This is a genomic window from Ancylobacter sp. G4_0304 (assembly GCF_047501495.1).
Lineage (GTDB): Bacteria > Pseudomonadota > Alphaproteobacteria > Rhizobiales > Xanthobacteraceae > Ancylobacter.
This window is the reverse complement of sequence record NZ_JAZDRM010000041.1, coordinates 1-22,687: the sequence shown is the minus strand read 5'-3', so window position 1 is coordinate 22,687 and position 22,687 is coordinate 1. Positions and strand designations below refer to the sequence as shown.

General features: G+C 67.7%; 12 protein-coding genes. 5 read left to right on the top strand and 7 right to left on the bottom strand.

What is annotated here, in order from left to right:
• Positions 1-552: 552 nt before the first annotated feature.
• From prmC to VRZ77_RS18855, 4 genes are all read right to left on the bottom strand, one after another.
• Complete coding sequence (prmC, locus tag VRZ77_RS18870; protein WP_414594128.1) at positions 553-1,449, bottom strand: peptide chain release factor N(5)-glutamine methyltransferase; 897 nt, start codon at positions 1,447-1,449, stop codon at positions 553-555.
• Positions 1,446-2,549, bottom strand: a complete 1,104-nt coding sequence (gene prfA, locus VRZ77_RS18865; protein ID WP_414594127.1) for a peptide chain release factor 1 — start codon at positions 2,547-2,549, stop codon at positions 1,446-1,448. The genes prmC and prfA overlap by 4 nt, the downstream gene beginning before the upstream one ends.
• Positions 2,546-4,813 (bottom strand): phosphoenolpyruvate--protein phosphotransferase, encoded by a 2,268-nt coding sequence (gene ptsP / locus VRZ77_RS18860; RefSeq protein WP_414594126.1) that lies wholly within the window; start codon positions 4,811-4,813, stop codon positions 2,546-2,548. Before ptsP ends, prfA begins: the two co-directional genes overlap by 4 nt.
• An 86-nt stretch (positions 4,814-4,899) precedes the next feature.
• Positions 4,900-6,153 (bottom strand): aspartate kinase, encoded by a 1,254-nt coding sequence (locus VRZ77_RS18855; RefSeq protein ID WP_414594125.1) that lies wholly within the window; start codon positions 6,151-6,153, stop codon positions 4,900-4,902.
• 178 nt (positions 6,154-6,331) lie between these two features.
• On the opposite strand from VRZ77_RS18855, the gene ubiG reads away from it, so the two are divergent.
• From ubiG to clpB, 3 genes are all read left to right on the top strand, one after another.
• Positions 6,332-7,078, top strand: a complete 747-nt coding sequence (ubiG, locus tag VRZ77_RS18850; protein ID WP_414594124.1) for a bifunctional 2-polyprenyl-6-hydroxyphenol methylase/3-demethylubiquinol 3-O-methyltransferase UbiG — start codon at positions 6,332-6,334, stop codon at positions 7,076-7,078.
• A 93-nt stretch (positions 7,079-7,171) separates the two neighbouring features.
• Positions 7,172-8,434: an MFS transporter gene (locus VRZ77_RS18845; RefSeq protein WP_414594123.1), complete on the top strand. Its 1,263-nt coding sequence runs from the start codon at positions 7,172-7,174 to the stop codon at positions 8,432-8,434.
• 159 nt (positions 8,435-8,593) lie between these two features.
• Positions 8,594-11,224 (top strand): ATP-dependent chaperone ClpB, encoded by a 2,631-nt coding sequence (gene clpB, locus VRZ77_RS18840; RefSeq protein ID WP_414594122.1) that lies wholly within the window; start codon positions 8,594-8,596, stop codon positions 11,222-11,224.
• Positions 11,225-11,352: 128 nt separating this feature from the next.
• On the opposite strand, the gene galU is transcribed toward clpB, so the two are convergent.
• Positions 11,353-12,243 carry a UTP--glucose-1-phosphate uridylyltransferase GalU gene (gene galU / locus VRZ77_RS18835; protein ID WP_414594121.1) on the bottom strand — a complete coding sequence of 297 codons (891 nt, stop codon included), beginning with the start codon at positions 12,241-12,243 and terminating at the stop codon, positions 11,353-11,355.
• A 209-nt stretch (positions 12,244-12,452) separates the two neighbouring features.
• Between galU and VRZ77_RS18830 the strand changes: the two genes are divergently transcribed.
• Both VRZ77_RS18830 and VRZ77_RS18825 read left to right on the top strand, forming a co-directional pair.
• Positions 12,453-13,817 (top strand): lytic murein transglycosylase, encoded by a 1,365-nt coding sequence (locus tag VRZ77_RS18830; protein ID WP_414594120.1) that lies wholly within the window; start codon positions 12,453-12,455, stop codon positions 13,815-13,817.
• A gap of 109 nt (positions 13,818-13,926) precedes the next feature.
• Positions 13,927-15,477, top strand: a complete 1,551-nt coding sequence (locus tag VRZ77_RS18825) for a DUF459 domain-containing protein (RefSeq protein WP_414594119.1) — start codon at positions 13,927-13,929, stop codon at positions 15,475-15,477.
• A gap of 203 nt (positions 15,478-15,680) precedes the next feature.
• On the opposite strand, the gene VRZ77_RS18820 is transcribed toward VRZ77_RS18825, so the two are convergent.
• A complete protein-coding gene (locus VRZ77_RS18820; protein WP_414594118.1) occupies positions 15,681-17,105 on the bottom strand; it encodes a glutamate synthase subunit beta in 1,425 nt (474 codons plus the stop codon).
• 254 nt (positions 17,106-17,359) lie between these two features.
• Positions 17,360-22,090, bottom strand: a complete 4,731-nt coding sequence (gene gltB, locus VRZ77_RS18815) for a glutamate synthase large subunit (protein WP_414594117.1) — start codon at positions 22,088-22,090, stop codon at positions 17,360-17,362.
• Positions 22,091-22,687 lie beyond the last annotated feature (597 nt).

The following is a 22,687-nucleotide window of genomic DNA, read 5'->3' as shown; positions in this document are numbered from 1 at the left end:
GAAATCGCACGGGCCCCGGTCGATCCGGTGAAAGGCGAGCCAGTCGCCCTCTATGATTGCCGTTCCGCTCACTTCAGCTGTCAGCCGTCATGATTGGCGCGTCAGGGGAAATCTTGTCCTCAGTTCACAGCGCGCAACGCCGCCCGAAGGCCCTGAACGGGCCCGGCACGTTCCGCCGATCGCTGCCGACCATCGGACCACTACCATGGGAGCGCATCGCAATGATGCTGCCCGACCAGCGAAGCGGACGGTGCCGGTTCCGGCGGCGTCCAAGCTGGTCGCATCTCCAGCCCGCGCACATCGCCGTGCGCCGGCCAACCCCATGTTTCATCGTGCAACTTCAAAGCCGCACACGACAAACCCGTGAAGCTCTCGTTCCCGCATATTCATCGCCGCGCCTCCCGGAGCGCTCCCGCCCATGGCGACCAGGGAAGCTCAGCCCAAGCTCCCGAGATCAAGCGTTCATGTGGCAAGTGATGAAGCAGGTCGATTCCTGTGAAGGACACTAGTCGGTTCGCAACGGTGTTCCAAGCCCTTTTTTGTATCCTGCGCTCAAGATGAAACAGGTTCGGTCACGATCGCGCGCGCTACGCCTGCAAGGTCGCGACGGGCCGGGCCGTCGGCCGGAAGACCCTGAGCAGCCAGCAGGTGCGCGACATCCGCCTCCTGTCCGATCCCGAGTTCAAGGACAGCGACACCCCCCGGCGCCAGCAGTCCGGGAAGGGCGCGGGCGATGGCGCGGTAGGCATCAAGGCCGTCCTCCCCCCCGTCCAGCGCGAGCAGCGGATCATGCGCGCGCACCTCGACATCGAGACCGGCGATAGAGCTACTGGCGATATAGGGCGGATTGGAGACCACGAGGTCGAAATGGTGGGCCGGAGAGGGGAAGTCCAGCGCCTGCGACCATTCGCCGACCATCACGCAGGCGCGGGCTTCGAAGCCGAGACGCACCAGATTGTCCCGCGCCTGCCGCGCCGCGCCCTCCGAGAGGTCGATGCCGAGCCCGAAGGCGTTCGGGCGCTCGGACAGGATGGCAGCCAGGATCGCGCCGCTTCCGGTGCCCAGATCCAGCACCCGCAAGGGAGTGTCCCTGCGCGGAAACGCTTCGAGCGCGGCGTCCACCAGCGTCTCGGTGTCCGGGCGCGGCACCAGCGTGTCGGGCGAGAGCGCGAAGTCGAGGCTCCAGAATTCGCGGCGGCCGGTGAGCCGGGCTAGCGGCTCGCCCGAAGCCCGGCGTTCGGCGAGGCCGGCGAGGCGGTCGGCGTCCTCGGCGAGAACTGGATGGTCGGCGCGGGCGATCAGGTCGAGGTCGGTGAGGCTCAGGGCGGCTTTCAGCAGCAGCCGCGCCTCGCGGCCGGGCTCTTCGAGGCCGCTCCGCTCGAAGTCGCGCGTCATGGCGGCCAGCAGCGCAGCGCGGGTGGTCGCCGGTGCCGCGCCGGGCGAGGTCATCCGCCCGGACCCCAGCCGCCGGTCTCGGCTTCCGCCAGCAGCGCGGCCTGATATTCGGTGGTGAGCGCGTCGACCAGTTCCCCCAGCCCGTCGCCGGCGAGGATTTCCGGCAGCTTGTGAAGCGTGAGGCCGATGCGGTGATCGGTCACACGGCCCTGCGGGAAATTATAGGTGCGGATGCGCTCGGAGCGGTCGCCGGAGCCGACCTGCACCTTGCGCTCGCTGGCGCGGGCCGAATCGCGCTTCTCGCGCTCGGCCTCATAGATGCGCGCGCGCAGCATCGCCATGGCGCGCGCCTTGTTCTTGTGCTGCGAGCGCTCGTCCTGCACCGCCACCACCGTGCCGGTGGGGATATGGGTGATGCGCACCGCGCTCTCGGTCTTGTTGACGTGCTGGCCACCGGCGCCGGAAGCGCGGAACACGTCGATGCGCAGGTCGCCTTCGTCAATGGCGATATCGACCTCCTCGACCTCGGGCAGCACGGCGACGGTGGCGGCGGAGGTATGGATGCGCCCGGAGGCTTCGGTGTCCGGCACGCGCTGCACGCGGTGCACGCCCGATTCGAACTTCAGCCGGGCATAGGCGCCGCGCCCGTGCAGGGCCGCGACGATTTCCTTGTAGCCGCCGGCCGCGCCCTCGCTGAGCGACAGCACCTCGACGGTCCAGCCGTTCAGCCCGGCGAAGCGCTCATACATGCGGAACAGGTCGCCGGCGAACAGCGCCGCCTCGTCGCCGCCGGTGCCGGCGCGCACTTCGAGGATGACGCCGCGCTCGTCCATCGCGTCCTTGGGCAGCAAAGCGAGCCGGACCTCGCGGGTCAGCGTCTCGACCTTTTCCTCAAGCTCCGCCGCCTCTTCCTCGGCCATGGCGGCCATGTCGCGGTCGCCGCCGGGCTCATCGGCCAGTGCGCGGGCATCCACCAGCTCACGCTCGGCACTACGCAGTGCCTTGACGCTGGCGATCAGCGGCGAGAGGTCGGAGAATTCGCGCGACAGCCGGACATAGGTATCGGCATCGGGGCTCGCGGAGAGCGCATGCTCGATTTCGGCATGGCGGGCGAGCAACTGGTCGAGCCGGGCATCGGGCAGAGGGGAGGTCACAGCGGCAGGCCGTTCTTTTCCGCGAAAGCCTTGAGCTGCGGACGGATGGTGGCGAGCTCGCTGGAGCCGGACAGCAGCCGGTCCACCAGCGCGGTGACGGCGGACAGGTCGAGGTCGAGGAACATCGCCTTCACAGGTCCGAACGAGGCCGGCGACAGCGACAATTTGCGATAGCCGATGGCGGCCAGCGCCAGCGCTTCCAGCGGGCGGGAGGCCAACTCACCGCAGAGCGTGACCGGCTTGCCGGTGGCATTGGCCTTGTCGGCGATGGCTTTCAGCGCGCGCAGCGCTGCCGGCGACAGCGGGTCGAAGCGGTCAGCTACGCGGGCATTGCCGCGATCCGCCGCGAACAGGAATTGCACGAGGTCGTTGGAGCCGACCGAGGCGAAGTCGACGCGCTCGAACAATTCGTCGAGCTGGAACAGCAGCGCCGGCACTTCCAGCATCACGCCGACCAGCACACGCTCGGGCAGGCCGTGGCCGTGGCGGCGCAGATGGGTGAGCTCGCGCTCGACGATGTGGCGGGCGCGGTCGAATTCCTCCACCGCCGAGACCATGGGGAAGATCAGCCGCAACTCGCGGCCGATGGCGGCCTTGAGCAGGGCCCGGATCTGGCTGCGCAAAAGGCCCGGCCGGTCCAGCCCGAGGCGGATGGCGCGCCAGCCCAGCGCCGGGTTCTCCTCCTCGATGGCGCGCATATAGGGCAGCACCTTGTCGCCGCCGATATCGAGAGTGCGGAACACCACGGGCCGCTCGCCGGCCGCGTCCAGCACCGAGCGGTAGAGCTTGAGCTGCTCATTGGTGCGCGGGAAGGCCGAGGCGATCATGAACTGCAGTTCGGTGCGGAACAGCCCGATGCCGGAGGCGCCGGTTTCCGCGATATGCGGCAGGTCGACGAGGAGGCCGGCATTGAGATTGAGGTCGATGGTCACGCCGTCTCGGGTGACAGTCGGCCGGTCGCGCAGCGCCGCGTACTGCTCCAGCCGCTTGGCACGGAACCGCACCTTCTCGACATAGGCTTGCTCGACGTCGGCGGGCGGGCGGACATGCGCCTCCCCCGACACGCCGTCGACGATGATCGAATCGCCGGGATCGACCAGTCCCACGATGTTCTCGACATGGCCGACCGCGGCGATGTTCAGCGCGCGGGCGACGATGGTGAGGTGGCTGGTCGCCGCGCCTTCCTCCAGCACCAGGCCACGAATGCGGGTGCGGTCATAGTCCAGCAGCGCGGCCGGGCTCATGTTGCGGGCGATGATGATGGCGTTGTCCGGCAGCTTCACCTGCTCGGGCCCGCCCGCGCGGCCGGTGAGCTGGCGCAGCAGGCGGTTGGCCAGATCATCGAGATCGTGCATCCGCTCGCGCAGATACGGGTCGGTCATGCGCAGCATGCGCGCGCGGGTGTCGGACTGGACGCGTTCCACCGCGCCTTCCGCCGTCAGCCCGGTCATGATCGCCTCGCGCATGCGGGTGATCCAGCCGCGGTCATGGGCGAACATGCGGTAGGTTTCGAGAATGTCGCGGTGCTCGCCGACGCGGGCGACGCCCTCGTCCTCCAGCATGATGTCGATCGAGGTGCGCAGCGTCTCTACCGCGCCGTCCAGCCGGCCCAGTTCGCCGGGGACGTCGTCGGCGATGACCTTGGTGACCTCGATGCGCGGCTCGTGCAGCACGACATGACCAAGGCCGATGCCTTCCGAGAGGGCGAGGCCCTTGAGGTGCAGCGGGCGGCGGGCGGCGGGCTCGGCGCCAGGCGGGGCGAGCGCGGTGAGCTCGCCGGAGGCGATGATTTCCGCCAGCACCATTGCCGTGGTCTGGAGCGCCTCGATTTCCTCTTCCGTGTAGGACCGGTGCGCGCGATTCTGCACCACCAGCACGCCGAGCGTGTTGCCCGCGCGCAGGATCGGCACGCCGAGGAAGGAGTGGTAGATTTCCTCGCCCGTCTCAGGCCGATAGGAGAAGGCGGGGTGCGCCTGGGCGTTGGACAGGCTGATCGGTTCCGCCTCGCGGGCGACCGTGCCGACGAGGCCTTCGTCGATGCGCATCACTGTCAGATGGACGGCGGTGCGGTTCAGACCTTCGGTGGCGTAGAGCTCCAGCGTGCCGTCGACGCGCAGGACATAGACCGAGCACACCTCGGCCACCATGTTGGCCGCGATCAGCACCACGATCTTGTCGAGGCGGTCCTGCGCGCTGACCGGCTCCGCCATAACTTCGCGGAGCCGTCTCAGCAGCACGCGGGGACCGCCGAGCGCGCCTCTCATCGGCCGTCCTCAAATTCCGGGGCGCATCCCGGTTCTCTCGTTCCGTGACAGGCGCGGTCCCGAAGGCCGCGCCGCCGATTCCACCGTCAGGCGGCGTCCAGCCCGTATACCGAATGCAGCGTTCGCACGGCAAGTTCGGTGTAGGCCGCATCGATCAGCACCGAGATCTTGATCTCGGAGGTCGAGATGGCGCGGATGTTGATGCCGCGCTCGGAAAGCGCCTGGAACGCCTTGGCCGCGACGCCGGCATGCGAGCGCATGCCGATGCCGATGACCGAGATTTTCACGACGTCGGTGGCGCCTTCGATGTTCTCATAGCCGATGTCGTCGTGCACCGCCGCGAGCGCGACCTTGGCCCGCTCGAAATCAGTGGTGGGTACGGTGAAGGTGATATCGGTGAAGCCTTCCGCCGAAATATTCTGCACGATCATGTCGACATTGATGTTGGCTTCCGCCAGCGGCACGAACACGCGGGCGGCGATGCCCGGCTTGTCCGGCACGCGACGGATGCTCACCTGTGCCTCGTCGCGCGCGAAGGCGATGCCGGTGACGACTTCACTCTCCACGATTTCCTCCTCGTCGCAAATCAGGGTGCCCGGCGGGTCGCCGGCGGTCATAAGTTCCGGTGCATAGGGGTCGGTGAAGCTGGAACGCACGAAGGTGCGCACCTTGTGCACCATGGCAAGCTCCACCGAGCGCACCTGAAGCACCTTGGCGCCGAGCGACGCCATTTCCAGCATTTCCTCGAAGGCGATCTTGTCCATGCGCTTCGCCTTGGGAACGATGCGCGGATCGGTGGTGTAGACGCCATCGACGTCGGTGTAGATGTCGCAACGGTCGGCCTTGATGCCGGCGGCGACCGCGACCGCGCTCGTATCCGAGCCGCCACGCCCCAGCGTGGTGATGCGCCCGCTCGGCAGGTGCATGCCCTGGAAACCAGCGATCACCGCGACCTCGCCTTCCTCAAAGCGCTTGACGATCTCGTCGCCGTTCACGTCGAGGATGCGGGCGGCGCCGTGCGCGTCGTCGGTCGAGATCGGGAGCTGCCAGCCCTGCCAGGAGCGGGCGGGAATGCCCATGTCCTGCAGCGCGATCGCCAGCAGGCCGGAGGTGACCTGCTCGCCGGAAGCGACGATCGCGTCATATTCGCGCGCGTCGTGCAGCACGGCGGTCTCGCGGCACCAGGCGACCAGTTCGTTGGTCTTGCCGGACATCGCCGACACCACGACCGCGACCTGATGGCCGGCCTCGACCTCGCGTTTGACGTGCCGCGCGACGTTGCGAATGCGCTCCACGTTCGCGACGGACGTGCCGCCGAACTTCATCACCAGACGTGCCATGGGATTGAAAACCGTATCGCTTGTTCTTTTGTCGGGACCGGGGGCAAGAGGGGTCCCCCGATCGAAAAGGCGCGTATACATATCGGCGTCGCGCCGACACCGCAACGGGACCTGTTGCACGTCGCGTGCGCTTGAAGTTCTTTGGAATTCTTCGCGGGAACGCCGGAAGGAACGCCCGATGACCGATGCCGCCGCCTCCACCGTCGATCCGCGCGAGGTCGAGCGCTTCGCCGCGCTGGCCGCCGAATGGTGGAACCCGCGCGGCAAGATGCGGGTGCTGCACAAGTTCAATCCGGTCCGACTCGCCTGGCTGCGCGAGAAGCTGGTGGCGCATTTCGGGCGCGATCCGCGTAGCCTTCGCCCGCTCGCCGGGCTGCGCCTGCTCGACATTGGTTGCGGCGGCGGGCTGATCGCCGAGCCGCTGGCACGGATGGGTGCCAGCGTGGTCGCCATCGATCCGGCCGAGCGCAACATCGCCATCGCGGGCCTCCACGCTCGCGAGAGCGGGGTCGAGGTCGACTACCGCGCCACCACCGCTGAGGCGCTGGCCGATTCCGGCGAGCGCTTCGACGTGGTGCTGGCGATGGAGGTGGTAGAGCACGTCGCCGATATCGGGCTGTTCCTCTCTCGCGCGGCGGAAATGGTGAAGCCGGGCGGGCTGATGGCGGCGGCGACGCTGAACCGCACCAAGCGCTCCTTCGCGCTGGCCATCGTCGGGGCGGAATATGTACTGGGCTGGCTGCCGCGCGGCACCCACGACTGGAACCGCTTCGTCACGCCGGACGAACTGGCCGAGGCACTGGAGGCCTCCGGGCTCACGGTGCTGGAGCGCGAGGGCGTGGTGTTCAACCCGCTCGCCGACGAATGGCGACGCTCCTCGGATGTCTCGGTCAACTACATGATGCTGGCCGGGAAGGCGGCGTAGCCGACAGCAAAAATCAGGTAGTTGCCCGAAGGTAATCGGGGAACTGCGATCGCTCTTGGAGCTTGTTTGGCAGTCTCAACCGGGGTGCCGTCCATGGCTGCCGTCTCCTCCCTCGTCGCGCTCGCCTCGCTCAACCTGTTTCTGTCGGATGTGCGTGACGGGCTCGGGCCCTTCCTCGGGGTCTTCCTGCAGCAGAAGCAATGGAGTCCTGGCGAGATCGGGCTGGTGATGACGCTGGGCGGCCTCGCTGGGATGGTCGCGACCGTGCCGATGGGCGCGCTGGTGGATTCGAGCCGCGCCAAGCGGGCGATCGTGGTGGTCGGCTCGGCGGTGGTGATTGCCGCCTCGATGGCCATTCTGCTGGCGCCGAGCTTCAGCGTTGTCGCGCTGGCGCAGGGTGTGAACGGCATCGCCGCCGCCGCGCTCGGCCCCGCCGTGGCCGGCATCACGCTGGGGCTGGTGGGGCCGGCGGGCTTCGACCGGCAGCTCGGCCGCAACGAGGCGTTCAACCATGCCGGCAACATTCTCGCGGCGGTGCTGGCCGGCGTGCTTGGCTGGTGGCTCGGCCTTCCCGCCGTGTTCGCGCTGATGGCGGCGATGGCGGTGGGCTCGGTTCTCTCGGTTCTGGCGATCCGGCCGGGCGATATCGATCATGAGGCCGCGCGCGGTTTGGCGCCCGCGCCGGTTGGCGATGGCGGCCAGGCGGAAGGCTGGCGGCGGCTGCTCGCGGATCGCCGGCTGCTGGTGCTGGCCGTCACGCTCGCCCTGTTCCACCTCGGCAATGGCGCGATGCTGCCGCTGTTCGGACAGGGCATGGTCGCGCGCGGCGCGGGCGATCCTTCCGCCCTCACCGCGCTCACCGTGGTGGTGGCGCAGGCGACCATGATCCCGATGGCGCTGCTGGCCGCGCGCCTCGCCCAGACCCAGGGGTACCGGTTGGTGCTCATCATCGCGCTCGCGGCGCTGCCGCTGCGCGGCCTGATTGCGGCGGCGGCGACGGAATGGAATATCGGGCTCGGGCTTTATCCGGTGCAGATTCTCGACGGCGTCGGCGCTGGCCTGCTGGGGGTCGCTACGCCCGGCATCGTCGCGCGCCTTCTTCAGGGAACGGGGCGGTTCAATGTCGGGTTGGGGCTGGTGATGACCGCGCAGGGAATCGGCGCCGCGCTGTCGACGACGCTGGCGGGCTTCGTCGCTCAATATGCTGGCTATGCCGCCGCGTTCCTGGTGCTCGGCGGAGCTGCGCTGGTGGCGGCTGCCACCTATCTCATCGGAGGCGCGCCGGGCGGCGGGCCCGCTGGCGCGCGGGAGGGCGATCCGGCTGGCGGGATCGCCACCGGAAAAATCGCGGCTTGATCGGCCGCAAGGCCCTTCCGTTGCCGACGCGCAACACTACATGGGGTTCAGCGGATCGCCGTAACGGGGTCCGCCACGGTGGCCGGGATACGGGCGCCGTTGTCCCGCATGACCGTTCGCGCCTCGAAGAGGGCGGATGGGGGGCCTGGAGGGTTTGACATGAATTTCGAGATCTACACCGAACGCGCGCGCGGTTTCGTGCAGTCGGCACAGTCGCTTGCGCTGCGCGAGGGGCACCAGCAGTTCACCCCCGAGCACCTGCTCAAAGTCCTGCTCGACGATCCTGAAGGGCTGTGCGCCGGATTGATCCAGCGCGCGGGGGGCGATGCGCGCCTCGTGCTCTCCGAGACCGAAGCCGCGCTGAAGAAGCTGCCCAAGGTGGCGGGCTCGGGCGCGGGCCAGGTCTATCTCGCGCCCGCGACGGCGCGCGTGTTCGACGCGGCCGAGCAGGCGGCGAAGAAGGCCGGCGACGGCTATGTGACCGTCGAGCGCCTGCTGCTCGCCCTGGCGCTGGAGAAGGACAGCGAGGCCGGCAAGATTCTGAACAAGAACGGCGCGACCCCGCAGAAGATCAACGCCGCCATCGAGGCCCTGCGCAAGGGGCGCACCGCCGACAGTGCGACCGCCGAAAACGCCTATGACGCGCTCAAGAAATACGCCCGCGACCTGACCGCAGCGGCGCGTGAGGGCAAGCTCGACCCGGTGATCGGTCGCGACGAGGAAATCCGCCGCACCATCCAGGTTCTGTCGCGCCGCACCAAGAACAACCCGGTGCTGATCGGCGAGCCGGGCGTCGGCAAGACCGCGATCGTCGAGGGGCTCGCCCTGCGCATCGTCGACGGCGACGTCCCCGAGAGCCTCAAGGACAAGAGCCTGCTCGCGCTCGACATGGGCTCTCTGATCGCCGGCGCGAAGTATCGCGGCGAGTTCGAGGAGCGGCTCAAGAGCGTGCTCTCCGAGGTCGAGGCGTCCGAGGGCGGCATCATCCTGTTCATCGACGAGATGCATACCCTGGTCGGCGCCGGCAAGACTGACGGCGCGATGGATGCGTCCAACCTGCTCAAGCCCGCGTTGGCGCGCGGCGAGCTGCACTGCGTCGGCGCCACCACGCTCGATGAGTACCGCAAGCATGTCGAGAAGGACGCCGCGCTCGCCCGCCGCTTCCAGCCCGTCTTCGTCAATGAGCCGACAGTGGAGGACACGGTGTCCATCCTGCGCGGCATCAAGGAGAAGTACGAGCTTCACCACGGCGTGCGCATCACCGACTCGGCGCTAGTGGCGGCGGCGACGCTCTCCAACCGCTACATCACCGACCGCTTCCTGCCCGACAAGGCCATCGACCTGGTGGATGAAGCCGCCTCCCGGCTGCGCATGCAGGTGGATTCCAAGCCGGAAGAGCTGGATTCCATCGACCGCGAGATCGTGCGCCTGCGCATCGAGCAGGAGGCGCTCAAGAAGGAGAACGACACCGGCTCCAAGGACCGGCTGAAGAAGCTGGAGAAGGAACTGGCCGAGCTTGAGGAGCAGTCCAACGCCCTGACCTCGCGCTGGAAGGCGGAGAAGGAGAAGCTCGGCGACGCCCAGAAGCTCAAGAGCGACCTGGAGAAAGCGCGCGCCGACCTCGCCATCGCCCAGCGTTCCGGCGAGTATCAGAAGGCGGGCGAGCTGGCCTACGGCACCATTCCGGCGCTTGAGAAGAAGCTCGCCGCCATCGAGGCGCAGGACACCGCTGCCGAGGTAAAGGCCGGCGCGATGGTGGAGGAGGCGGTGACGCCCGACCACATTGCCGGCGTTGTCTCGCGCTGGACCGGCGTGCCGGTCGACAAGATGCTGGAAGGCGAGAAGGAGAAGCTGCTGCGCATGGAGGACGTCCTCTCCACGCGCGTCATCGGCCAGAAGGAAGCGGTGGAAGCGGTCTCGACCGCGGTCCGGCGCGCCCGAGCGGGCCTTCAGGACCCCAACCGGCCGATCGGCTCCTTCATGTTCCTCGGCCCGACCGGCGTCGGCAAGACCGAACTGACCAAGGCGCTGGCCTCGTTCCTGTTCGACGACGACACGGCTCTCGTGCGTCTCGACATGTCGGAATACATGGAGAAGCACTCCGTGGCCCGGCTGATCGGCGCGCCTCCCGGCTATGTTGGCTATGAGGAGGGCGGCTCGCTCACCGAAGCCGTGCGGCGCCGGCCCTATCAGGTCGTGCTGTTCGACGAGGTGGAAAAGGCGCACCCGGACGTGTTCAACGTCCTGTTGCAGGTCCTCGACGACGGGCGCCTGACCGACGGGCAGGGCCGCACGGTCGACTTCCGCAACACCCTGATCATCATGACCTCGAACCTCGGTTCGGAGTATCTGGTGAACCAGCCGGAAGGCCAGGATACCGACGCGGTGCGCGAAGAGGTCATGACGGTGGTGCGTGCGCATTTCCGTCCCGAATTCCTCAACCGCATCGACGAGATCGTGCTGTTCCACCGCCTGCAGAAGTCGCAGATGGGCGCCATCGTCGATATCCAGGCCAAGCGGCTGATGAAGCTGCTGGAGGATCGCAAGATCGTTCTGGAGCTGACCCCGGAGGCGCGCGATTTCCTCGCCGAGAAGGGCTACGATCCGGCCTATGGCGCGCGTCCGCTCAAGCGGGTGATGCAGAAGTTGCTGCAGGACCCGCTGGCCGGCCGCATCCTCGCCGGCACGGTGAAGGACGGCGATGTGGTGCGCGTCGAGCGCGGAGCGGGCGAACTCCTGTTCGACACCCGCCCCGGCGCGGTCGAAGAAGACGCGGGCAAGGCCGCGTGAGCGAGGCCTTAAACGACCTGACTCCAGCCTGAATGAAGAAGGGCGCCGTGATGAACGGCGCCCTTTTTTTTGCTAGGAGCGGGGCGGCTTTCTCTCCCGATGACGAGAGGGAGTTTACCGCGTGAGGCTCATCCCTTCGCCAGCAGCGCGTCGAGCTCCGGGCGGAAGGTGTCGGCGATGTCGGGGCGCGAGAGCGCGTAGGCGACATTGGCCATCAGGAAGCCGAGCTTCGAGCCGCAGTCATAGATCGAGCCGTCGAAGGTGACGCTGTAGAAGTCCTGCTTCTGCGCCAGCTTCAGCATGGAATCGGTGAGCTGGATTTCGTTGCCGGCGCCGCGTTCCTGGCTTTCCAGCAGGTCGAAGATTTCCGGCTGGAGGATGTAACGGCCGGAAATGGCGAGGTTGGAGGGGGCGACCTCCTTCTTCGGCTTCTCGACCATCTTGCCGATCTTGTGCACGCCGTCCGCCACCGTGTCGCCGAGGCCGACGATGCCGTACTGGTCGGTCTGGTCCATCGGTACTTCATAGACCGCGATATGGTTGCCGCCGCCGGTCTTGCCATAGGCGTCGACCATCTGGGCGAGGCAGCCCTTGCCGCCACGCGGCTTGTGCAGCATGTCCGGCAGCAGCAGGGCGAACGGCTCGTTGCCGATGATGTCGCGGGCGCACCACACGGCGTGGCCGAGGCCGAGCGGAAGCTGCTGGCGGGTGAAGCTGGTCTTGCCCGGACCCATGGTCTCGGCGCGCAGCGTATCGAGGAGCTGGTACTTGCCGCGCTCGGCAAGCGTCGCTTCCAGCTCGTATTGGCGGTCGAAATGGTCCTCGATCACGCCCTTGTTGCGGCCGGTGACGAAGACGATGTGCTCGATGCCGGCGGCGCGCGCCTCATCGACCACATGCTGCACGACGGGGCGGTCGACCACCGTCAGCATTTCTTTGGGAACGGCTTTTGTCGCGGGAAGAAAACGTGTGCCGAGGCCGGCTACCGGAAGAATAGCTTTGCGGATCTGACTCGCCATTGGAAAACGTCGCCACCTTGGAGGTCAATGAGCTGCGGAACGGAAGACTGCTAACGCCGTGCAGCTTAACGTCTCCCTCACAAAGATGACAAACCTGTTGGCGGTGCCCCACGCCGATACCGATTTCCCGGAATCTGACCCAGCGTTAAGCTCCTCGCAACCATGTCGTGCCCCTAATCCGGCCAAAGGTCCGAGTTAGGGTTTGTATCATGAGTAATCGGACGGGTTCTTTCCGCCGTTTCTCCGGCGGTTTCGCGGTCGCCGCGCTGGCCGGCCTGTGCCTGGGCGGCTGCGCGTCGTCCGACGACATCACCGGTGCGCTGGCGACGCCCTCCGCCGCTCCGCGCCCGGCGACGCCCGCCCGTGCCGCCGCCTACGCCCCGGCACCCACCCAGCGTCCGGCCACCGGCTCCAGCCATCCGGACATGCATCCTGCGGCGCTCGCCCGCGCCGAGGCCAATTTCAGCCGCTGCATCGCCGGGCTGGAGCCCAAGGCGCGCGCGGCTGGGGTCTCGGCCGCCGGGTTCCGGCGCTACACCGCCGGGCTGACGCCCGACATGACCATCATGGAGAAGCTGCAGACGCAGCCGGAATTCTCCCGCACCGCCGGCGACTATGTGAACATGCTGGTCTCCGAGACCCGCATCCAGAAGGGCCGTCAGGCCATGGCGCAGAATGCCGCCGTGTTCGACGCGGTGGAGCGCACCTATGGCGTCGACAAATATGTCGTCGCCGCGATCTGGGGCATCGAGACCAATTACGGCAGCGCGCGTGGCTCCTATCAGGTGCTGCGGGCGACCGGTACGCTGGCCTGCGTCGGCCGGCGTCAGGCCTATTTCCGTGACGAGTTCGTCGCCGCGCTGCGCATTCTCGACAAGGGCGATATTCCCGAGAGCCACCTCAAGGGCTCCTGGGCCGGTGCGTTCGGCCTCACCCAGTTCATGCCCACCGCCTTCCAGCGCGACGCGGTGGATTTCGACGGCGATGGGCATCGCAACGTGGTGGACAGCGTGGCTGACGCCATGGGCTCCACCGCCAACAAGCTGAAGCGCGGCGGCTGGGTTGCCGGGCGGAGCTGGGGCTATGAGGTGGTGCTGCCTCGCGGGTTCAACTATCTGCTCGCCGACAAGCACGCGCAGAAGACCATGGCAGAATGGGCGGCGCTGGGCGTGCGCCGGCCGGAAGGCCGCGCTATGCCGCGCGGCGACGAGACCGCCTATCTGCTGCTTCCCGCCGGCGCCAAGGGCCCGGCCTTCCTGATGACCGGCAATTTCAAGGCGATCCTCTCCTACAATCCGGCGGACGCCTATGCGCTTGCCATCGGCCATCTCGCCGACCGGATTCGCGGCGGCGATCCCTTCGTCCAGCCCTGGCCCGAGGATATGCGGGCGCTCCCGCGCGCCGAGCGCTCGGAGCTCCAGCAGCGGCTGTCCGCGCGCGGCTACGACCCCGGCCCGGCCGATGGCGCGCTGGGCCAGAAGACGCGGGTCGCGGTGCGCGAATACCAGGTAAGCGTCGGCATGTTGCCCGATGGGATGGCGACCGGCGAGGTGCTGGAGAGCCTGCGCAACTGACGGCGCGCCAGACTTCACCGGCTTGGGTCTTGAAACAGCCGCGATATTGGTTCACCGCTAGGTCGCGGCGCAAACGCATCCGGCGCTCGCGGCACAGAGGCATTGAGACGTGGCACGACGCGGTGGCTCGCGATCCGGCATCGGGCTGGCAAGGGGACGGACACGGCTTTCCGCCCTGCTCGGCCTCGTGCTTGTGGCGGGCCTGACGCTTGCCGCTCCGGCCCAGGCCCAGAACGATTGGTTCCGCCCCCCGGTCGATGTCGGCCAGTCGGGGGCGCGCAACGCGCAGCCGTCGCGCATCCAGCGCCAGCCACAGGCGCGTCAGCAACAGCAGCAGGTCCGCCCACAGCGCCAGCAGGCGGTTCGACAGCAGGCGCAGCCGCGCCAGCCGGAGCCGAAGCGGAGCTGGACGCCGTTCCAGCCGCTGCTCGATCTGTTCAACCCGGACCCAGCCCCTCGCCGCGCGGGCTCACCCCAGCGTGCGCCAAGCGAGCCGGCGCAGGTGGCGCGTCCGCCGGTGATCGCCGTGCCGAGCGAGGTGCGGGGCACGGTCTACGACACCGCCGCTGCCGCGCGCGACGCCGCTGAGCAGTCCGTCGAGAGCATCGTCCTGGTGCTCGGCGATGAGAACGCCTCCGCTTTGGCCCAGGGCCTCGCCGATATTTTTGCCAGCGCCCGCAAAAGCGTCGCGGTGGTTGGCCGCAGCGAGCCCGGCTCGGGGCTCGCGCCCGGCAGCAAATTCGATTGGGTCCGTGCCGGCAGCGACCTCACCCAGAGCCAGGACGCCAAGGTCGTGGTGCTGCTCGCCGGGGCCAACGACCTCGCGCCGATCGACGATCCCGGCGGGCGTGCCGAACTCTTCGACGAGCGCTGGCGCGAGATCTATGGCCGGCGCATCGACGATTTCCTGCTCGGGGTGAAGCTGCGCGGCCGCCCGGCGGTGATCGTCGGCCTGCCGCCGGTGGACGATGCGGCCGCCGCCGAGCGCCATGCGCAGTTCAATATGCTGCTCAAGGAGCGCGTGGAGCGGGCGGGCTTCGTGTTCGTCGAGGTGTGGGACGGATTTGTCGACGAGAACGGCAAGTTCATGATGTCTGGCCCCGATGTCGACGGCCAGCGCCGCCGACTGCGAGCGCCGGACGGCATCGGCTTCACCCGCGCGGGCGGCAAGAAGCTGGCCTTCTTCGTCGACAAGCAGCTCGACGAGCTGCTCAATCGCGAAAACCCGGTGGCGCTGCCGGGCGTCACCACGCCGGAGCGGCCCTCGATCGTGGTGCTCTCGGGCGGCGCGGCGGCGGGTGCCCGCACGCTCGCCGGCGGAGCTGTGCCGTCGGCCGTCATGCCCGAGCCCGCCCAGTTGGTGCCGCCGGAAGATACGGCGCCCGATCCGGCGAAGGTTCTGACCAGCGGCGAGCCGCTGCCGGCCGTGCTGGGCCGGGTCGACGATTTCCGCTGGCCGGCCGGTCAGCCCACCAGCCTCACCCCGGAACCCGCGAGCGCCTCGGAAGGCGGCACGCCCGCGCCGACGCCAGCGTCGGTATCGGTTCCCGCAGCCAGCTCCGCGCCAGCCTCTAGCGGCCCGCCCGCCGAGCCATTCCTTGTGGCGCCGATGCCCGCGGCGCCCCTGCTCCCGGCGGGTGCGGGCACCCGCACGCCCTGAGCGGCTACGGCTGTCTCATCCAGATCTCCCTCATCGTGCCGCGGCGGCTCGGGCCGTGGCGGTGCATGTCCGGGGAATGTCCGTTCGCTCGCAAGCTATAGCGCGCGACAGCGCCCCATCTCTCGCGACATGAAAAAACCGGGCCGGCAGGGCGCCGACCCGGTTTTCGACAGGTTTGGTGCCGGTGCGTTCCGGCGCGGGCCTCAGCGCGGCAGGACTGACGAGCCCATCAGGAAGGTGTCGATCGACTGCGCGGCCTGCCGGCCCTCGCGGATCGCCCAGACCACCAGCGACTGGCCGCGCCGCATGTCGCCGGCGGCGAACAGCTTCGGCACCGAGGTCGCGTAGTCGGTATCGGGCGCCTGCGCGTTGCCGCGCTTGTCCAGCACGATGCCAGACTGTTCCAGCATGCCCTGATGCACCGGGTGGACGAAGCCGAGCGCGATGAAGACGAGATCGGCCTTCAGCATGAATTCAGTGCCGGCGATGGGCTGGCGCTTGGCGTCAACGCGGGCGCACTTCACGCCGACCACGCGGCCCTTCTTGCCCTCGATGCCGAGCGTGGCGGCGGCGAATTCGCGCTCGGCGCCCTCGGCCTGCGAGGAGGAGGTGCGGAACTTGGTCGGCCAATAGGGCCATACCGCCAGCTTGTCTTCCTTGATCGGCGGCACCGGGCGGATGTCGAGCTGATGCACCGAGAGTGCGCCCTGGCGGAAGGCGGTGCCCACGCAGTCGGACGCGGTGTCGCCGCCGCCGATCACCACCACATGCTTGCCGCTGGCGAGGATAGGCTGCTCCTGGCCGACATCCTCGCGGCCGAGGCGGCGGTTCTGCTGAACCAGATAGGGCATGGCGTAATGCACGCCGTCGAGTTCCTGGCCCGGCAGCTTGGGGTCGCGCGGGGATTCCGAGCCGCCGCACATCAGCACGGCGTCATAGGCTGCCAGCAATTCATCGACCGGCTTGGTGACGCCGACATTGACGCCGTAATGGAAGACCACGCCTTCGCCCTCCATCTGGGCGACGCGGCGGTCGATATAGTGCTTTTCCATCTTGAAGTCGGGAATGCCGTAGCGCAGCAGGCCACCGGCCTTTGGCTCGCGCTCATAGACATGCACGTCATGGCCGGCGCGGGCGAGCTGCTGGGCGGCGGCAAGGCCCGCCGGGCCGGAGCCGATGACAGCGACCTTCCTGCCGGTCTTGTGGGCGGCCGGCTCGGGCTTGATCCAGCCCATCTTCCACGCCTTGTCGGCGATCGACTGCTCCACGGTCTTGATGGTGACCGGCATGTCCTCAAGGTTCAGGGTGCACGCTTCCTCGCAGGGCGCGGGGCAGACGCGGCCGGTGAACTCCGGGAAATTATTGGTGGAGTGGAGGTTGCGCGTGGCCTCCTCCCAGTTCCCGTTATAGACGAGGTCGTTCCAGTCCGGGATCTGGTTGTGGATCGGGCAGCCATTGGGGCCGTGGCAGAACGGAATGCCGCAATCCATGCAGCGCGAGGCCTGGTTGACGACCTCCGAGTCCGGCAGCGGCAGGGTGAATTCGCGGAAGTGACGAATCCGATCGGATGCCGGCTGATACTTGGCCTCACGCCGATCGATTTCGAGAAAGCCCGTAACCTTACCCATTGCGCCCTCTTTCGCGGAGCACCGCCACCTTGGAGGCATTCCACCTCCGGTGTCAGATACATCAATCATGCCATTTGGGAAATGACGGCGCGGCACTGGGCCGCGCCGATCCGGCGGTGTCGGTCGTCATTCCGGACGGCTGGAGAGCCGCTCCGGCATTGCCCTGTGTTCGGGGAAATATCCCCGGCGCCCCGGCCTCGCCTTCCGGCCACGACGACGGGCGGAAGGCGGAGTGCGGCGCGCGATCGGCCGGCCTATTCGGCGGCCTGCAGCCCGCGGGCCTTTTCCATGTCGCGCAGCGCCCGCTGATATTCGACGGGCATCACCTTCACGAACTTGCTGCGATAGTCGGCCCAGTGGTCGAGGATCATCTGGGCGCGCTTCGAGCCGGTATAGTGCAGGTGCTTGGCGATGAGCTGGTGCAGGCGCTCCTCGTCGCCATGGCCCATATCGGCCATGATGTCGATGCGGCCCTTGAACTCCAGGTCGCCGCCATGGTGGTGGAGACGCTCCAGAAGGTCCTCTTCCTCTTCCACCGGCTCAAGATCGACCATGGAAAGGTTGCACCGGCTCTTGAACGAGCGGTCCTCGTCCAGAACATAGGCGACGCCGCCGGACATGCCGGCCGCGAAATTGCGCCCGGTCTGGCCGATGACGACGACCACGCCGCCGGTCATGTACTCGCAGCCGTGGTCGCCCGTGCCCTCGACCACCGCGATGGCGCCCGAGTTGCGCACCGCGAAGCGTTCGCCGGCGACGCCGTGGAAGTAGCACTCACCCGCGGTGGCGCCGTAGAGCACGGTGTTGCCGACGATGATTGAGTTCTCCGGCACGATGCGCGCATTGTCCGGCGGCCGGACGACGATGCGCCCGCCCGACAGGCCCTTGCCCACATAGTCGTTGGCCTCACCCACCAGCGTCATCGAGACGCCGGCGGCCAGGAACGCGCCGAAGGCCTGACCGGCGGTGCCGGTAAGGTGGATGTCGATCGTGTCGTCCGGCAGGCCGGTCTCGCCATAACGCTTGGCGACCTCGCCGGAGAGCATGGCGCCAGCGGAGCGGTCGATGCTCTTGATCGGGGTGTGGATCACCACCTTCTCGCCGGCGATCAGCGCTTCCTGCGCCTGTTCGATCAGCTTGCGGTCCAGCACCTTGTGGATCGGATGGTTCTGGCGCTCGACATGGCGCACCGCGACGTCCGGCCCCAGTTCCGGCTTGGTGAAGATGCGCGAGAAGTCGAGCCCCTTGGCCTTCCAGTGCTCCAGCGCCTCGCGCTTGTCGAGCCATTGCGACTGGCCGATCAGGTCGGTGAAGGTCGCGATGCCCATCGAGGCCATGATCTCGCGCACTTCTTCCGCGACGAAGAAGAAGTAGTTGATCACATGCTCCGGCGTGCCCTTGAAGCGCTTGCGCAGCACAGGGTCCTGCGTCGCCACGCCCACCGGGCAGGTGTTGAGGTGGCACTTGCGCATCATGATGCAGCCGGCCGCGATCAGCGGCGCGGTGGAGAAGGCGAAGTCGTCCGCCCCCAGCAGCGCGCCGATCACCACGTCGCGCCCGGTGCGAAGCCCGCCGTCGACCTGAAGCGCGACGCGCCCGCGCAGATTGTTGAGCACCAGGGTCTGGTGCGCCTCGGCAAGGCCGATCTCCCACGGGGAGCCGGCATGCTTGATCGCGGTGAGCGGGGACGCGCCGGTGCCGCCCTCGAAGCCGGAAATGGTGATGTGGTCGGCGCGCGCCTTGGCGACGCCGGCGGCCACCGTGCCGACGCCGACTTCCGAGACTAGCTTCACCGAGACATCGGCCTCGGGGTTGACGTTCTTCACGTCGTAGATGAGCTGCGCCAGGTCCTCGATCGAGTAGATGTCATGATGCGGCGGCGGCGAGATCAGGCCGACGCCGGGCGTGGAATGGCGCACCTTGGCGATCACCGCGTCCACCTTGTGGCCGGGCAGCTGTCCGCCTTCGCCGGGCTTGGCACCCTGCGCCATCTTGAGCTGGATCATGTCAGCATTGACGAGATAGTCCGCCGTCACGCCGAAGCGGCCGGAGGCCACCTGCTTGATCGCCGAGCGCATGGAATCGCCGTTCGGCAGCGGCTTGAAGCGCGAGGCCTCCTCGCCGCCTTCGCCGGTGTTCGACTTGCCGCCAATGCGGTTCATCGCGATGGCGAGCGTGGTGTGCGCCTCGCGCGAGATCGAGCCGAACGACATGGCGCCGGTGACGAAGCGCTTCACGATGTCCGCCGCCGGCTCGACCTCATCGAGCGGGATTGGCGCGCGGCCTTCCTCCTCCGCACCCTTGATGCGGAACAGCGAGCGGATGTTCAGCGTCTTGGCGCCGGTCTCGTTCACCAGCTTGGCGAAGTGGCGGTACTTGTCCTGCGCGTTGCCGCGCACCGCGTGCTGGAGCACCGCCACCGTCTCCGGGTCCCACGCGTGCTCCTCGCCGCGCAGGCGGAAGGCGTAGTCGCCGCCGACATCGAGCGAGCTGCGGTAGACCGGCGCGTCGCCGAAGGCGTCGCGATGGCGCATCACCGTCTCCTCGGCGATCTCGGCGAGGCCGATGCCGCCGATGGTCGAGGCGGTGCCGAAGAAATACTTGTCCACCACCTCGGAGGCGAGGCCCACCGCGTCGAAGATCTGGGCGCCGCAATAGGACTGGTAGGTCGAGATGCCCATCTTGGACATGACCTTGAGCAACCCCTTGTCGATCGACTTGATGAAGCGCTTGACGATCTCGTACTCGTCGACCTCCTCCGGGATGTCGACGCGCATGGCGATCATGGTCTCGAAGGCGAGATAGGGGTTGATCGCCTCGGCGCCATAACCCGCCAGACACGCGAAATGATGCACCTCGCGCGCCTCGCCGGTTTCCACGACGAGGCCGGCGGCGGTGCGCAGGCCCTTGCGGATCAGGTGATGATGCACGGCCGCCGTCGCCAGCAGCGAGGGAATGGCGATCCGGTCCGGCCCGACCAGGCGATCGGACAGGATGATGATGTTGTAGCCGCCATGCACCGCCGCCTCGGCGCGCTCGCACAGCCGCTCGACGGCATCCTCCATGCCCGCCGCGCCCTTGTCGGACGGGTAGGTGATGTCGAGCGTGCGGGTGTCGAAGCGCTCCTCCATGAAGCCGATCGAGCGGATCTTCTCCAGGTCGGCATTGGTGAGGATCGGCTGGCGCACTTCCAGGCGCTTGCGGCGCGAATTGCCTTCGAGGTCGAAGATGTTCGGCCGCGGCCCGATGAACGAGACGAGGCTCATCACCAGCTCCTCGCGGATCGGGTCGATCGGCGGGTTGGTGACCTGCGCGAAGTTCTGCTTGAAATAGGTGAACAGCGACTTCGACTTCTTCGACAGCGGCGAGATCGGCGTGTCGGTGCCCATGGAGCCGACGGCCTCCTGCCCGGTGGTCGCCATCGGCGCCATCAGCAGCTTGACGTCTTCCTGGGTGTAGCCGAACGCCTGCTGGCGATCGAGCAGCGACACATCGGTGCGCACCTCGCGCGCTTCCACCGAGCGCAGTTCCTCCAGCACGAGCTGCGTGCGCTTCAGCCACTCCTTGTAGGGATGCGCACGGGCAAGCGAGGTCTTCACCTCCTCGTCGGGGACGAGGCGGCCCTCGACCATGTCGACCACAAGCATCTTGCCTGGCTGCAGGCGCCACTTGGTGACGATCTGCTCCTCGGGGAAGGTGAGCACGCCCATTTCCGAGGCAAGCACGATGCGGTCGTCGGTGGTGACGAGATAGCGCGCCGGGCGCAGGCCGTTGCGGTCGAGCGTGGCGACGATCTGACGCCCGTCGGTGGCGACGATCGCGGCCGGCCCGTCCCACGGCTCCATCATGGCGGCGTGGTACTCGTAGAAGGCGCGGCGCTCCTCGTCCATCAGCGGGTTGCCGGCCCAGGCCTCGGGCACCAGCATCATGGCGGCATGCGGCAGCTCGTAGCCGCCCTGCACCAGGAATTCGAGCGCGTTGTCGAAGCAGGCCGTGTCCGACTGCCCTTCATAGGAGATCGGCCACAGCTTGGAGATGTCGTTGCCGAACAGCTCGCTGTCGACGGAAGCCTGGCGCGCCGCCATCCAGTTCACGTTGCCGCGCAGCGTGTTGATCTCGCCATTATGTGCCACCATCCGATAGGGATGGGCGAGCGACCAGGCCGGGAAGGTGTTGGTCGAGAAGCGCTGGTGCACCAGCGCGATCGCGCTCTCGAAATCCTCGTCGTGGAAGTCGGCATAATAGGTGCCGAGCTGGTCGGCGTTGAACATGCCCTTGTAGACGAGGGTGCGGCAGGACAGCGACACCACGTAATAGCCCGCGGTGCGCGCGTCCTTGGCGGAGTAGACCGCGTTCGAGATCACCTTGCGCAGGATGAACAGCCGGCGCTCGAACGAGTCCTCGTCGGGCGTGCCTTCGCCGCGGCCGATGAAAATCTGGGCATGGTCCGGCTCAGTCGGCAGCACGGTGTGGCCGAGATGCGAGTTGTCGGTCGGCACCTCGCGCCAGCCGAGCAGGGTCTGGCCTTCCTCGGCGACCACCCGCTCCACGGTCTCGCGGATGATGCGCTGGCCTTCGAGGTCGCGCGGCATGAAGATGTGACCGACCGCATAGTGGCCGGGCTCGGGCAGGGTAAAGCCGAGCTTGTCCGCTTCCTTCGCGAAGAAGCGATGGGGTATCTGCACCAGCATACCGGCGCCGTCGCCGGCACGCGGATCTGCGCCCACCGCGCCGCGATGTTCGAGATTCAGCAGGATCTGCAGGCCGTCCTGCACGATCTTGTGCGACTTGCGGCCCTTGATGTCCGCCACGAAGCCGACGCCGCAGCTGTCCTTCTCGTTGCGCGGGTCGTACAGGCCGATGGCGCCCGGCAGACCGGGATCGATGACGGTGAGGGCTTTGCCGGCGGCGCGATCCGTCGCGGCCGCGATAGTCGCAATCCCGTCGAGTTCGCGCGCGGCGTGGCCGCCAAATTCCTCACTCATCCCCGTCTCTCCCTTAAAGTCGCTTCGTCCGCGCATGCCGGGGCCTGTTCGGCCCGGCGGAAGCTCCCAACCGCGAAGCATGCACGCCCTTACCGCACGACGCTAGCATCGACCATGCCAATGCCGGCGCCTGCGATCCTGATATAGGACAGCAAGGCTTCCCTATCAACCGCGAAGATGCCAGAATTGGCGTCTGCGTACAAGCGCCGCATGCAGGGCATGGCGTCGCAATTTTCGCGCTTGTTGCGAGGGAAGGGGTCTTGCGCGAAAGGAAATGTATTCCGCCGGACACATGGGCGCAACGCCGTTGCCCGATGCCTTGCCGCCGGGGACGGCTCGAAACGGCGCGCGAAGGGCTCCCGGCGGTCTCGCCCGTGCCGCATTCGCGCGCTGGAGTGGCGGTCCAGAGGGTCCGCTCGCGGAGGCGTCCATATGTCCAGATCGCACAGGCCGGCATCGAGCGCTCAAGCGGATCGTGTCCCGTAGGGTGGTGTAGCTGAGGAGAAGGTGGCCATCGACGGAACGCCGGTATGGTCGGAGTTGCGAGAACCAACCCGACCGAGGAACCACCGATGACCGACATGATGATGAGCCTGC

Coding starts and splice junctions, on each gene's coding strand:
- ptsP (WP_414594126.1), bottom strand. CDS start 4,813: ATGAGAGGCGCGCTCGGCGGTCCCCGCGTGCTGCTGAGACGGCTCCGC.
- VRZ77_RS18855 (WP_414594125.1), bottom strand. CDS start 6,153: ATGGCACGTCTGGTGATGAAGTTCGGCGGCACGTCCGTCGCGAACGTG.
- prmC (WP_414594128.1), bottom strand. CDS start 1,449: ATGACCTCGCCCGGCGCGGCACCGGCGACCACCCGCGCTGCGCTGCTG.
- VRZ77_RS18845 (WP_414594123.1), top strand. CDS start 7,172: ATGGCTGCCGTCTCCTCCCTCGTCGCGCTCGCCTCGCTCAACCTGTTT.
- gltB (WP_414594117.1), bottom strand. CDS start 22,090: ATGAGTGAGGAATTTGGCGGCCACGCCGCGCGCGAACTCGACGGGATT.
- clpB (WP_414594122.1), top strand. CDS start 8,594: ATGAATTTCGAGATCTACACCGAACGCGCGCGCGGTTTCGTGCAGTCG.
- VRZ77_RS18820 (WP_414594118.1), bottom strand. CDS start 17,105: ATGGGTAAGGTTACGGGCTTTCTCGAAATCGATCGGCGTGAGGCCAAG.
- VRZ77_RS18830 (WP_414594120.1), top strand. CDS start 12,453: ATGAGTAATCGGACGGGTTCTTTCCGCCGTTTCTCCGGCGGTTTCGCG.
- galU (WP_414594121.1), bottom strand. CDS start 12,243: ATGGCGAGTCAGATCCGCAAAGCTATTCTTCCGGTAGCCGGCCTCGGC.
- ubiG (WP_414594124.1), top strand. CDS start 6,332: ATGACCGATGCCGCCGCCTCCACCGTCGATCCGCGCGAGGTCGAGCGC.